The 13,288-nt window shown below is 40.5% G+C and carries 12 protein-coding genes; 1 reads left to right on the top strand and 11 read right to left on the bottom strand.

The window, feature by feature from the left end; all coding sequences use genetic code 11:
* The gene (locus tag KIH87_RS09780; protein WP_232361351.1) at positions 1-1,095 is read right to left on the bottom strand and encodes a TauD/TfdA family dioxygenase; all 1,095 of its coding nucleotides are present in this window, start codon (positions 1,093-1,095) and stop codon (positions 1-3) included.
* Between the two features lie 99 nt (positions 1,096-1,194).
* Entirely contained in the window at positions 1,195-2,595 is a 1,401-nt protein-coding gene (locus KIH87_RS09775; RefSeq protein WP_232361350.1) for an amidohydrolase family protein, read from the bottom strand.
* A 695-nt stretch (positions 2,596-3,290) separates the two neighbouring features.
* Between KIH87_RS09775 and KIH87_RS09770 the strand changes: the two genes are divergently transcribed.
* On the top strand, positions 3,291-3,875 hold the full coding sequence (locus tag KIH87_RS09770) for an NADPH-dependent FMN reductase (protein WP_232361349.1): 585 nt from the start codon (positions 3,291-3,293) through the stop codon (positions 3,873-3,875).
* 49 nt (positions 3,876-3,924) lie between these two features.
* On the opposite strand, the gene KIH87_RS09765 is transcribed toward KIH87_RS09770, so the two are convergent.
* The 9 genes from KIH87_RS09765 to KIH87_RS09725 form a co-directional block, all read right to left on the bottom strand.
* Entirely contained in the window at positions 3,925-5,217 is a 1,293-nt protein-coding gene (locus KIH87_RS09765) for a glycosyltransferase family protein (RefSeq protein WP_232361348.1), read from the bottom strand.
* Between the two features lie 67 nt (positions 5,218-5,284).
* Positions 5,285-5,902, bottom strand: a complete 618-nt coding sequence (ribA, locus tag KIH87_RS09760; protein WP_232361347.1) for a GTP cyclohydrolase II — start codon at positions 5,900-5,902, stop codon at positions 5,285-5,287.
* A gap of 231 nt (positions 5,903-6,133) precedes the next feature.
* Entirely contained in the window at positions 6,134-7,144 is a 1,011-nt protein-coding gene (locus KIH87_RS09755; protein WP_232361346.1) for a DNA/RNA non-specific endonuclease, read from the bottom strand.
* A 115-nt stretch (positions 7,145-7,259) separates the two neighbouring features.
* Positions 7,260-8,156: a ribose-phosphate diphosphokinase gene (locus KIH87_RS09750; RefSeq protein ID WP_232361345.1), complete on the bottom strand. Its 897-nt coding sequence runs from the start codon at positions 8,154-8,156 to the stop codon at positions 7,260-7,262.
* A 103-nt stretch (positions 8,157-8,259) separates the two neighbouring features.
* Entirely contained in the window at positions 8,260-9,780 is a 1,521-nt protein-coding gene (locus KIH87_RS09745) for a thymidine phosphorylase family protein (RefSeq protein ID WP_232361344.1), read from the bottom strand.
* A gap of 307 nt (positions 9,781-10,087) precedes the next feature.
* Entirely contained in the window at positions 10,088-10,270 is a 183-nt protein-coding gene (locus KIH87_RS09740; protein ID WP_232361343.1) for a hypothetical protein, read from the bottom strand.
* A gap of 428 nt (positions 10,271-10,698) precedes the next feature.
* On the bottom strand, positions 10,699-11,466 hold the full coding sequence (locus KIH87_RS09735) for a hypothetical protein (RefSeq protein WP_232361342.1): 768 nt from the start codon (positions 11,464-11,466) through the stop codon (positions 10,699-10,701).
* 101 nt (positions 11,467-11,567) lie between these two features.
* Complete coding sequence (locus KIH87_RS09730) at positions 11,568-12,674, bottom strand: LPO_1073/Vpar_1526 family protein (RefSeq protein ID WP_232361341.1); 1,107 nt, start codon at positions 12,672-12,674, stop codon at positions 11,568-11,570.
* Positions 12,664-12,849, bottom strand: coding sequence for a hypothetical protein (locus KIH87_RS09725; RefSeq protein WP_232361340.1), 186 nt, complete (start codon positions 12,847-12,849; stop codon positions 12,664-12,666). The genes KIH87_RS09730 and KIH87_RS09725 overlap by 11 nt, the downstream gene beginning before the upstream one ends.
* Positions 12,850-13,288 lie beyond the last annotated feature (439 nt).

The following is a 13,288-nucleotide window of genomic DNA, read 5'->3' as shown; positions in this document are numbered from 1 at the left end:
TTATTTTGAGGGAGAAAATATTGGTCGAGTGTAGGCTTCAGCCATAGCCACTCTGACTCTTCGTTCACCAGCAAAAGGCTCTCGACCATGACTACACAGCAGGTTGTCAATCGCTAAAACATCGCCTTTTTGCCATTGAAACAGACGTTTTTGTTTGAGATAGGCATCTCGAATGTGGTGCGCAACGTCATCGGGAATACGGCTACCATCACCAAACAGGGTGTCGTAGGGCAACCCATCATTCCCCACCTCTGCGATCATTTGTTGCAATACCAGAGGAGGCAAATTGGCTCTATGCCAAAATGCCATATGATTAAACCAGGACTCTTCACCAGTATGAGGATGAGACATGACAGCGGAACGGGTTTGACGCGTCCAAAGATGGCTGTCACTTTTCCATTCCCATTCAATGTGGTTGTTATCGCAATACTGTTCCACATCAGCCCGGCTCATACCATCAAACGCATCTTGCCAACGATAACCGAATTGCTCGGTATAGTTACGAACCAGCATCCAGCCTAAACGCTTAAATTTTTCGACGATTTCCGGGTCGATAGAACTGAGTATTTTGCGTGAATCCGCTATGGGCGTTGCTCCCCCAACAGGAGATGGTAACGAGCAATAAAACCAAAGGCGTAAAGCTACGGTGTTGGCGGCAGAGTTTTCATTATGTAAGACAATGGATTCTTCTGCCGGATAAACCGTTGAAGTATAAACGCGAGTTGAAACCTCTTTTCTGGGAGTAGAGCGCTCCAAATAACCTAACAACTCATAAGGCATGGTCTTCAGATAGCGAACAAAATCATCATCGTGCTCAACCGCAAAGCCTCGAAACAAAATAGCGCCGTGTTGATAGAGCTTGTCATTAAGCAACGAAAGCTTGTCCTTACACCATTCTGCTAATTGAATTCCGGGTACATTCGCTTGCACGAGCAGCGCGCTTTTATCATGATCGTTGTCGTTTCCGCTTTCGTTATCACTCTGGTCAGAAAATAGTGCTTTAAAGCTCACCAACTCCTGACTATCGAGACTAATAGCCGTCCTTCGAGAGGTTTTCCGACGTTGAAAAGGTGGTTGTGTTGTAGAAACAGTCATTGGCTTACCCCAGTCATTGTTATTATTGGTCTTACATCACCGGTCTCGTCATTGACCGAATCAATGACGAGCCTGACTTTGTTGTTTTTGCCTAACTATTTATTGCTGTGCTTTTTTGCTTGCTGCTTGTGCTGCGTCTTCAAATTCCGCTTGTCGAGCCTTCAATACTTCATCAAGCATGGCATCCAGTCCTGCTCTATCGAAGTATTGATTTCTCAACATAACACCTTGAATTGACTTGGTATTTTTAATGTCTGAAAGAGGATTCTCAGATAGCAAAATAAATTCCGCTTCTTTCCCAACACTAATAGTACCTGCTGTACTCTGACGCTTAAGGAAACGAGCACTATTAATCGTCGCTGCTTTTAGCACATCGTAATTTGACATCCCTGCCTCATGCATGAGCTGAAGCTCGTCATGAATCGAGAAACCTGTAATCTGAAAACCATAATTATCAGTGCCCACTAAAAGAGGAACACCCGCATCATTGAGATATTTGGTTAAAATTGTATTTGCTTTAATCAGATCATCCACATACTTCAAAACTTTCTCGGTTCTAAAGAATGGACTGTAATAGGTTTGATTCTCTGGGTTGGTAAAACGCTCATATTCCTTCCATGAAATATATTTAGACGCTTCCTTTGCTTTCATTTTTTCAAATTTAGCATCGTCAGTATAATTTTGAATTCCAGCGATAATGCTTAATGTGGGTGAAATAAAAATGCCACTATCTTTAACCTGTTGAGCAATTGATTTTGCTGTTTCAGGATCTAAATCGACAATTTTTAAATTTTCTTCGTCGGATAACACCACCACCAATTCTTCCATATGTGCCAATCCATACATACGTAAAGAATATTCAAGAGGTTGCTTTCGTTGTGCATGTCCTGTAACCGGAATACCTTCCCTTTCAGCTTCTCTTAATAAGGTAAAATAGGTTTCAGTATCAAAATCCCCATGTACTTTAATAAAGTCATACCCCCGATCTTTATGGAAACGAACCATATTGATTGCATCCTGTGGGTTCTTCATATTGTAATGGGCTAATTGAGGCCCGGTTGTATAGTAATAAGGAGCAAGGATCTTGTTTGCATCTGCACTATAACGTATTGCTATGGTATCTTGCTCTGACCACTCCGCCATACTGCGAACATTGGTAACTCCGTTTGCAATCAATGACTTAAATTGCAACTGATATTCATGATAATCGCCACCGTGTTGGTGAAAATGAGTATCGGACAAGCCCGGAAGCATATAATACCCCTTAGCATCAATCACTCGATCAATATTCTCTGGCGCTGCTTCTGAATCGGGCTTTATTGCTGTGATAACTCCATTATTCACAATAACCTGGTAACCATCTAAAACCTGTTCCTGCTCCATGGTAATGACATTCACATTTTTGAATTGCAATACTTCACAATAAGGCGATGAACTCAAAGTAAATCCGATACCAAGTAACGATATCCCACAAATTTTACGCAATACATTTACTGACATACTTACACTACATCCACGTTTATTTTTGCGACAATGCTTTAATTAAACCCTTAAAATCAGAAAAATATTTTACAGAACGATTTAATTTATTAATCAGCAGTAAAAAATACCCACCCAATTGATTTTAATTTTACCTTAGATAAAAAAATAAATTAAAAGCAAGGAAGGTTGATATTTTAACGCATGTTATATTTAAATAAGGCTGCCCTATTTTTTAACCTCAATCAAGATGAAATATAATTACCCTGAAACGGATGATTTTCATTAAATCGGTTATTTTACGAGGCGTTGGAATGGTAAATCTGGTTTAAAAGTAAAATAAATTTCTTTATTTTTATTTAAATGAATTCTTTTAAATAAAGAAGCAAAATTCATAATGAAATTAATTACCATTGTTATCATTGACAAAAAATCAAAGCTTAAATGATTAAGATTTGTTCTGACAAAACACTTATAAGTTAGATGTAAATGGAGGGATAAAATGCGGGACTTAGTTATTTGTTTTAAACATATAACCTTTCTGGCATCTATTCCCAATAGTGAATAGAATGCTCGCCGTAACTTGATGAATGCATACTCTAAAAAATAGATTGCTATCAGACAGGTGCTTTAATGAGCAGTGAATAGCACCCGATTGTCAGGTTAATAATTATTATAATTTGGCCAATGTGCCCTTAACCTCGGGAGAGTAGTAAGTGAAATTAAAAATAGTAACAGGCAGCAACAGACAGAATTCCAATAGCAGTAAAATTGCCAACATCATTAAAGAACGTTGCCTGGCAAAGGCAAGCTTTAGTGAGATCAACGAGTTAAACTTTGCTGAAACTGACATTCCCCATTGGAATGAAGATTATTGGACAAGTTCTGAAGAGTGGGCTCCAATAAAGCGCGATGTTATTGCTCCACTACGTGACGATGATGCATTTGTCATTATCACGCCAGAATACTCAGGAATGGCAACTGGATTAATTAAGAACTTCTTTTTAATGTGTAGTGCTCGTGAGCTTGGTCACAAACCAGCGCTCATCGTTTCAGTTTCCTCTGGTATTGGCGGTTCTTACCCTGTGGCAGAATTACGCATGAGCAGCTACAAAAATACTCGTATTTGCTATATTCCAGACCACGTCATTGTTCGCAATGCGGATGATTTCTCAGATGAAAATCCAGCCAGTGAAAGACTCACTTACGGTTTGGACATTTTGGCTGAATATTCAAAAGCATTAAAAGGTGTTAGAGAATCTGGCGTGGTTAACCATAAAGACTTCCCATACGGTCTATAAGCCAATTACAAATTGGAGGCGTTGCTTTAATTTTCGCCTCCAATTTCCCCTATTTTCTCTCTAACTCTGCATCAAACGCTTTGGCATAGGTCGAAATCGCTGATTCCATTTCTTCAAACGGTTGCTCTGAACGAGGCGTTTCAACCGCTTCAATAACCGTATCGTAGAGCGCATCACTACTAAATTCCGGCATTTGAAAACTGTTATGCATTTTCGGAAAGATGACATTGAAGTAATGAATGTCGGAATAAACGATAGCAACCGAGGTTTTTACCGTATTGTATATTTCCAATGCCACAAGGCTCATGCCTTCCCAGCGCGATGTTAACAACACCATATCAAGATTGCGGCTGTTTAACATGGCGGAAGGTAGGTCATAGTCGAAGGTGGTTATTTTAGTGCAATGTTGTTCCGACAATTCATCCATAAGACGCAATGCATTCTGCGCATAATCGTTAGTCATTGCCCCCGTAGGCATGAGCAAAACGGCATGATATTGCTGTTGATGCTCTGGTGTTTCAAAGAAACGCTTTAAGGTAGGTAAAGTGATATCCCAGCCTTTTTGTGGTACGCAACGTCCCCAGACAAAAATCAGTTTTTTGTCTGCCGGAATTTGGTATCGGGCAAGAATTGATTGGCGTTCTTCATCCAACATTTCCCGCTTCATGGAAATAAAGTTGTTACTTAACAGATAACTGCGTAAAGGTTTTTTAATACCTTTAACTTCCTGACGCATGGTGCGATCAAATTCTTCCGTGGTCGCCCCCACAGAATCGCCTCGCTCGACAATATGTTTTAGCCCTACTCGCTCAAATCTCGCTTTTGCTTTCGACCAGTTATCGAAAAATATCGCTCCCATACTATGAGGCACCCAAAAATGTTTAACGTTACTTTCGGGCATTAGATATCTGGAGACCTGAGCAAAGGGAGTGTCGTGCGTAATAAGTAAAACCTGACCATATTGACGCTCAATCATCATGGCAACGTTCGCCACAGAGAGGCTATTACTCAGCCACTGATTGTAACCTCCGCCTTTTTGCGTTGGAGACCACAACTGACTGCGATTATAACCATCCGAATAGGTTCGATAAGTAATCAGATCGCCGTTCCACTTGCGGCAAAAAGCCTGCGTTTCGTCTCGTAATTCACGATTAAGATCCGGAGCGTCTTCTCTGAGATAAGCGGTTAACGCAAATAAGCGAGTATTCGAAGGAGTTAAAACCCTGGATTCGGCAATGAGCTGTTCAAACTCTTCAACGATAGAGCGTACAACAACGCCCGCCCCCGTTAACTTTGAATTCAGCCCATCAAACCCGGTAATGACAATATTAATCCAATCCAAACACCTGTCTCCAGTCAGGTAATAATTTCAAATCAGTTTTCTAAAACTCTACTACTCATCGGTAGAATTATATGGACGGATCAAACTGAATGTCGTGCTTACTGTATTCGGCTTTAGAGCGTAAATACTTCTGATTATGCTCATTGCAATATACGCCAGTAGATTGCTTTTCAATCACATTAATGCCGTATTTTTCTAATTGACTGGCTTTATCCGGGTTGTTGGAAAGCAAGCGAACATTGGTTATGCCCAGAGCTTTTAACATACCAGCGGCCGGCTCGTAATCACGCATATCATCAGGAAAATGCAGCATTTGATTGGCCTGAAAGGTATCAAAGCCTTTTTGTTGCAATACATAGGCTTCCAATTTGTTATATAAACCGATGCCTCGCCCTTCATGACGCATGTATAACAATATACCGTGGTCATTACCGAAATTTTCGATAGCTTCATGCAACTGCGCACCGCAGTCACATTTCATGGAACCAAACACATCACCGGTTAAACATTCAGAGTGTATTCGAATATTGGGAACTTCATGACTTTCCCAATCACCGAACCCTAAAACCAAATGTTCTTTACTATCTCTTAACCCATTAAAACTGATTAAATCAGCGAAATACTTTCCATTAATAACAGGAATATTGACACGGGTTCGGACTGTAACAGTAAAACCTTCAGACATAATAGCATTCATACGCATAACCTTATATTTTGCTACGTATCGCGAGCTTTTTAATAAAGTCCTTACCTGGACAATTGATATTGTTCGTATGGAGGTTGTAATGGCTCTTTAAGAGCAGCCCTTTAAGAACCCCTAGAGGTTAAAATACTACCCAGCAATTTGATGCATGTCAATTTTGGTAAATATTTTTCATGCTAGTGTTGCGAGCATTTTAATTAACCTCTGCCGAGGTTAATTACTCCTGATTGATCGGTTTTTAAAGAACCAGTCACTCTTGATAGGCGCATCTATATGCGATTTCAGTCCAGGAAAATACACATCAGAAGTCGTTTCGATAGTTTCGAGTGGCGCAACAAAAGACCAGATACTATCGTTAGCCAGTTTAAGATCCTGTTGGGTATGAGGTAACAAGAAGCCAATCATTTGCTCTGAAATCCCATTCTGTTCAGGACGATATAACAGCGCAAAATAAGCGGTTGGCAATGTGTCATCTTTAATCATCGCGTTTAAAGACGCAGGATCAGAGCTAACCGCAGCAATCCGGGTTCCACCCAATATCAGCTTATCTTTATTTAACTTGCCTTGTTCAAATTCCTCAAACGCTTGATAAGGAAAGTTCTGAAATGCATTGCCTGTTACCACATACAATTTGGAAGACTGCTTAGCCCACGCCTGAATTTGCCTGGCTAATTCATGCCACAGTGGCTGTAAATATTGATGTTGTGGAGTCACATTAGTTAGCACTCTGGCATGATATTGAGCACAAGGGTTTCCTTCAAATAGCAATTCAGGAACCAATAATTCAGGTACGAAATCAGAACCTTGGTAACTGTCAGCCGTGAGATTGTTCTCAGGAAATTGAGCGTCTACGTGAAACCTTTCTTCTGTCAGCTTTTCGCCAGAACACTCGGTCAACATATTGTCAGAAAGCGGCAAGGTAAACGCAGCCCAACGGGGCGAATGGTTTCCTGTCCAATATTCCAATGCAAATGCGTGTGGGTAACATAGTTGCAGGTTATTGCCATAAGGAAGTAAGGGGCTGCTGTCATAAACTGTCGGAGCCATGTTGGGTTGACTATCAATAAAAACTTGTGCGCACTCCTGTAAAGGCGAAGCTTGTAAAACAGGGCTTTGTGAAAGGGAAGCATGCTCTGGTTGATGTATTTCTTTCACTCCCGAGCAGGAAGTTAATAACAATACAAGCAAGGAAAAAGAAAGAGAGATAAGCAATCGATTAATCATAGCCCAAGCCATAGAATTCAAAAAATTCAAGAGTGAGAGTCAATAATTAACCGATTGTGCCTAAAAGATTACCTTGTGTTAACTGTTTTTTAGCAGCTTAAAAGAAGGCTATAGGTTAAAGACATTGATAAACCGCGTCAGCAATAAAGCGACTGACATCGATTCGATTACTATGATGAGCAACCGTATTGCAAGTAACCAGCTCAGTTAGTCCCGAGAGAATCAACATGGAATCCGCATCTTCGGCAAAAATACCATGAACAGTAGCACAACTGATATTCTGAACACCCAGTGTTTTGAGCTCATTGACGCATTGCAAAATGGTATGTCCGCTGGAAATGACATCATCGATAATCACGACCTTTTTCGGCAGGTTATTTTCTATCGCTTCAAAGGTGATATGAACTTCGCGATCCCCTTCCCGCTTTTTTTCACCAATGATAAAAGGGTGCTCTGAAATACTGGCGATCTGCTCAACCCATTGCTGGCTTTCAGCGTCAGGGCCAACCAGCATAACTTCTGATTCACCTTTCAGCCATTCGGCAATGGCAGGCGCTGCTTGCACAACCACGGTTGGAATACTGTAGATTTCATCCAGGCTGGCAAAGCGGTGTAAATGTGGGTCAACGGTCACCATCCAGTCAACATGATGAGATAAAGCTTTGGCAAAAATACGAGAACTCACTGCCTCACCTTCATTAAAGCGTTTGTCCTGGCGCATATAACTGAGATAAGGAGCAACTAATCCCACCGATTCAGCGCCAAGATCTCGTAATGTGTTAGACAAAAAGATAAGTGGCAAATACTTGGGATTAGGGTTTACCAAGTCCAATAAAATAACGCACTTTTTACCCTTCACATTATTGAGTACACGTAAGTAAGTTTCTCCATCAGGAAACTGCCGATGTTCTATTTCGCCGACTTCGGCTCCCAAATGCTGACTTAATGAATAACACATTGAGTGCTGAGTCGGAGCAAACAAAACCAGATTACCTGGTGAATCTTGAAACATGTAAACCTCGTATCATGTAATGATTTATCCTTATTATTCCCTGTTCCTTATGCCCTAACCTTGGCAACTAACATCCTGAAATATAAGATTTATTCAGGCTCGTCTAAGGCTGAATACAAACCAGATCAGGGTTATCCTGGTAGTAGCGCATGGCATAATCCAATTCGCCACTACTATTACTATAAATGGTAAACAATGGCGCGCCTGTCCTGACAACATCGCCGACAGTAGCGTGTAATCTAAGTCCAGATGCTTTAGTAAACGGCGCACCAGCCAGTTTCGCCAAACGGGCTAACTTACGGTTGTCAAACGCTGTAATGGTGCCGGATATTGGCGCGGTTTCCATATGGAAGAAACCCGCGTCGGGCAGAGTTTTCAAACCACCTTGTGCCTGGGCGATTTTTTCAAACTGTTGCTTGGCTAATCCGCTGTCGAGTATCTGGGTTGCCTGTTCGATACACTTGGAAAGATCACGGCTTTGTTCGTCGTTATTCGCCAAATCCAGCAAATGAGCCGACAATAATATGGACTTTTCTCTTAAATCCCTGGGAGCTTCCGGTTCACCATTCAACACAGCCAATAAGTCTCTGGCTTCTTCAACCGGGCCAATGCCAAAACCGACAGGCTTGCTGCCATCAGTAATGATGCAACGCACTTTTAAACCACATGCCGTTCCTACCCTGTAGAACAAGTCAGCTAAACGATCGACATCTTTCTGAGTGCGTACTTTGGCTGTGTCACCAACCGGAATATCAATAATGGCATGGGTCGAACCGCTGGCGATTTTTTTGGATAACATGGACGCAATCAATTGCCCTTCACCATCAAGATCCAGCGCTTGCTCAATACGAATGAGCAAGTCATCAGCAGGGCTTAAATTAACCGCGCCGCCCCAGGCTAAACAGCCACCCGTTTCGGCAACGACGCGCTGCATGTCTTCCATGCTCAAGTTCACTTCAGTTAGTGTTTCAACTGTATCCGCCGTTCCAGCAGGAGAAGTAATGGCGCGCGAAGAGGTTTTAGGAATAATCAAACCAGCGGCGCTTACAATGGAGACCACCAAAGGTGTGGTTCTGTTGCCGGGAACACCACCGACACAATGTTTGTCCATAATTTTTTTCTGACCATTCCACGACAGCCTCTTGCCACAATTCACCATCGCCATGGTTAAATCAGTAATTTCATCGGCATCCAATCGACCACCGGCACAAATAGCAAGAAAACTGGCAATCTCAATATCTCGATATTGATGGTCACTAATGTCTTTTACGATGGCTTCTATTTCAGGCTTGCTGAGCTTTTCGCCAAAAATCTTTTTTCGTACATAGCCTAAAGAAGGTAAAACCGGTGGATGAGAGAATTGCACATCGTCACCGGGTAAGGCTTTAAGACGCTTAATCGCGGCTTTGGAAAAACCGGCATATCCCTTGGGAATGATATCTCCTTCAACAACATTCAGAGTTGCAAGCATCTTGAACCCATTGGTTGATACAGCAACACGGTTACTGGCCGTAAACCCTTCCGACTTACACACGTGGCAGTCAGAACGAATAAATACGACAGGTTCCTGATGGGTATCAATACCCATATCGAGCACTTTCAGGAGATGCTGTTTCTTGATCAAAGCTTGGTTCCTTGTGGAGTTATCGTTATTTTAGGTTTCAAATTTTAGCGCCGGGTAATCCTAACTGATTATGCGCCTCTGACAAACAGCTTAGTCTTCTATTCAGCTTAGTTCTCAGAAATTCAACGCATCAGCCTGTAAAGTTAAGTTTTTACATCCACTTCAACAAAGGATCCGTCATATAAAAATCAGGGTGCGACAAAATGTCGCATTGTGCGCAGCAGAAGCCAGACCTATCATCTAAATGTGTGGAGCGATATTGAAATGCAGTTCCTGTGTGATCCTAACTTCCGATCACCTAGGATTTTCAGTATTTATGCTTAGCGATTACCCCACAATGCATATCTACTGCTTTTGTAGTTTGCTCTTTGTTGCTGAGAATACCGGAGTGTATTCTCAGCATTTTTCTTTTAGTTTTCATTTCCCACTTTTTATTTTTCATCGGAGCCTGACTAACATTAGCCGAACCATTAATGTCGAACTTTGGCATTCAACCTCATGTGGCTGAGAGATGCTTAAACGACAAGTTGCCTAAGGTTATGGGGACTTATGACAAATATGGCTATTTCAAAGAAAGGAAAGAAACACATCAAAAACTAATTGATGGACTGTGACGCAGTGCAGCTTGGCGGCAATAAGCATACCAAACCAACAAAAAGCCTCTCTGATTTTTACCGTATAAATCCAATATAACTAAAACAAAAGACTTAGGTTAAAAGAGAATGACTTTGGTAAAGCTAACAGTAAGCTCATCATTCGAGTATCTGATGTTATAGATTACAGCTATAAGGAGTAACAAAAGGCTAATTAAATACTTCATTGCTATAACGCTTCACATCACCGTTAGAAAAAAGAGGCGCTCATTCCTCGATCTGCATTTTTCTGTCCAAGTACATATGATTGTTATGTGTTTAGCTTCTAACATTTCGAAGCTAAACCTTCTGGTGAAATAGTGTGAAAATTATATTCTTGTTTCAACCAAGTTAGATTGTCCTCACTCAATATCGATTTATCACCAGCTTTCTTAGCCGTGTCTCTGGTGCAAAAATAGTCCCCGCCAACAGCTATGTGGCAAGCAACTGAATCACCATCAGCCCATTCTGCTATTGCCTTAGCAATATTACCTTCTTCACTTTCCGGTGCTTGTTTAATACCAGTAACCCATTGGGGGTTGAATCTTTCACCCAACTCCTTAATATGGGATATCCCCGCACCTTTTTGCTCGATTTCCCTACATACTTTATGTACTTTGTCGTGGTATGAGTTCAAATCACTATGCTGGTAATAGTATGCTTCTATATCGGGGTTCACTATTCCTGCAAATCTTGGTAGCTTGATAATTTGAAAACCAATTTCAATAGCATCAGTTAGGTGAGCTTCTAAATAGCTATTATTCCCTGGATGTGCAGTTTTATCTGGCCCCATAGAGAACGATAATTTCAATTCCCCATTTTCTCCTTCCTCAACTGAGCTGTTGATGCTTGCTTTGTAAGCTGAAAAGAACCTTTTTCTTTCTTTCCTTTTTATTGCCTCAAGTGTAAAAACTGTTTCACAAAGGAAAGGGGTTATTTTACTATCTTCAATTGCTTTTCTTATGGCCTTAAAAACTTCAATTGAAGGTTCATTGGGGAATTTTTCTGGCGAGGATATTATCCTCCAGACATTTGAATCAAAAGTGATATTCATAATTTATTCGATACCTTATCTTCACACATAACGCCAAGATAAGCGACGCAGGCGTGAAGTTGATTGGTTTATTATACATTGCTCTCCATTCCTAATTTTTATTAGTTGAGCGGCGGTAGATTTTTATCGCATCTCTGCGCATTTGAATGCGCTAACACCTTTCCGACAGCTGTTATTTGAATGCCTACATTCAAGCTGTTCCACCATTCTTTTAGAGTATTTAAGTTTTTTCTTTTATCTATATTTTCTATCAATAAACGAATGTTTTCAGTCTTTATACTCGGGTCTTTGTCATACAGATCATATACCGAGTTCATTGCATCCTTTTGCTCTTCTGAAGGTGCAACGGGCAACTGAATAAGACTACCCTCATGAATTACTTGCTGAATTAAACTAATAGATCCAATTTGCTGCCGGTCCGGCACCGGAATTCTTACATAATTAGGATTCAATGCATGCTCAACCATTATTGTATGAGATAAAGCTTCAGCTTTAAGAATTTCCAGTGCCTTATTATAGTCGTCCGAATCCTTTCTAATTCCAGCATCCACATATCCAGGTAGCTGTTCAGAGTAGTATTGCTCGATTTTCTTTAAGCCACCAAATGAACTCAGGCGAACAGCATCTAAAATGTCTAAGTGATCCAACCAATCCATACCTGATGGTAAAGACCCGTATAATATCTTTCCGAACAAGTCATCTAGTCGATCTATTCCTTGAAAAATATCTCCAGTCGAAGGGAGGAATGAACTTACAGCATGAAATGCTGTTAATCCAATTAAAGCATCATCAGAAATTTTATCTACAATCTCTACGGCTCGACTAATTCCAGCTCTCACAATACGGTTTTCACCTCTCTGAAATCTATGTATTAACAACTCGGAAAGGAGCTCATAGTCAGCAGTTCTTTCAGTAGAGGCTACTGTCTTTTGCGCATCAACGAGTAAAATTTGAAAGCTAGGATCCGCGAATATCTCTAATGCACCTTCGACACTTTCCATCTTAGGCATGAGTAAATTTTCAAACTCTAAAACTCTTGTATTTGCAATTTTTAGCGCTTCTTCAGTGTAATCTTTCTTTAGCTGAAGATTCATTTCTTGATAAATTTCGCGAGCACGCTTTTCATCAATTCCAACTTGCACGATCATTTGCTCGGTCTGAATGTTAGTTGAGCTATCCCCCCCTTTTTGACTTTGCTTATTCATCATCCTTATTCCGGCCTATATTAAGACTTCCACTAACTTGAATATTGGTTGAGTTTTTACCACCTTTTTGAATCTGTTTGTTTCCACGTGTAGCAATCAACCAACCTATAACTGTAAGAGGTATTGCAATCGCGACTCCACTAAAGAGCCAATCTTTATTTTCGATAATCCAATCCATTATGACTTACTCTAAAAATTTATAACAGTGTATAACTATGAATTCTCATTATGGGCATTTTTAGAACCATACCAAAAAAATCAACTAGAAAAACTTCCTCCAATTTTAGCAATAGGTTAAATCGAATTACCAGAATCTTTTCCATATATTATTTTAGGAAAGCAAGAACTGGTATTTTCACAGGCTCCTGATAATTTAAATCTTAGGTTTTCTTTTTATTAGAATCAATAAGTTAAAACCCATCGCTTGTTCGAGACGAAAACCGAGAATTACGAAGGTAGTAAAAACAACCGTTGAATGAGAGCGCTTTCAATAGCTTAAGACTACGAAATGAGAAATATTATTTTCTTTAAGTGAAATCGAGCTGATGAAGCTAATGACTACTAGCATTTAGCACCATTTGTTGAAAATGTTTTGTCTAGCTATAACGAGTTGGACA

The organism is Paraneptunicella aestuarii (genome assembly GCF_019900845.1).
Lineage (GTDB): Bacteria > Pseudomonadota > Gammaproteobacteria > Enterobacterales > Alteromonadaceae > Paraneptunicella > Paraneptunicella aestuarii.
The sequence above is the reverse complement of the archived record's forward strand: the minus strand, read 5'-3'. Positions and strand labels throughout refer to the sequence as shown.

What these genes read in the sequence shown, in the direction of transcription:
- KIH87_RS09780 (WP_232361351.1), bottom strand. Translation starts at nt 1,095, where the DNA reads ATGACTGTTTCTACAACACAACCACCTTTTCAACGTCGGAAAACCTCT.
- KIH87_RS09775 (WP_232361350.1), bottom strand. Translation starts at nt 2,595, where the DNA reads ATGTCAGTAAATGTATTGCGTAAAATTTGTGGGATATCGTTACTTGGT.
- ribA (WP_232361347.1), bottom strand. Translation starts at nt 5,902, where the DNA reads ATGTCTGAAGGTTTTACTGTTACAGTCCGAACCCGTGTCAATATTCCT.
- KIH87_RS09755 (WP_232361346.1), bottom strand. Translation starts at nt 7,144, where the DNA reads ATGATTAATCGATTGCTTATCTCTCTTTCTTTTTCCTTGCTTGTATTG.
- KIH87_RS09750 (WP_232361345.1), bottom strand. Translation starts at nt 8,156, where the DNA reads ATGTTTCAAGATTCACCAGGTAATCTGGTTTTGTTTGCTCCGACTCAG.
- KIH87_RS09740 (WP_232361343.1), bottom strand. Translation starts at nt 10,270, where the DNA reads ATGCCAAAGTTCGACATTAATGGTTCGGCTAATGTTAGTCAGGCTCCG.
- KIH87_RS09735 (WP_232361342.1), bottom strand. Translation starts at nt 11,466, where the DNA reads ATGAATATCACTTTTGATTCAAATGTCTGGAGGATAATATCCTCGCCA.
- KIH87_RS09730 (WP_232361341.1), bottom strand. Translation starts at nt 12,674, where the DNA reads ATGATGAATAAGCAAAGTCAAAAAGGGGGGGATAGCTCAACTAACATT.
- KIH87_RS09725 (WP_232361340.1), bottom strand. Translation starts at nt 12,849, where the DNA reads ATGGATTGGATTATCGAAAATAAAGATTGGCTCTTTAGTGGAGTCGCG.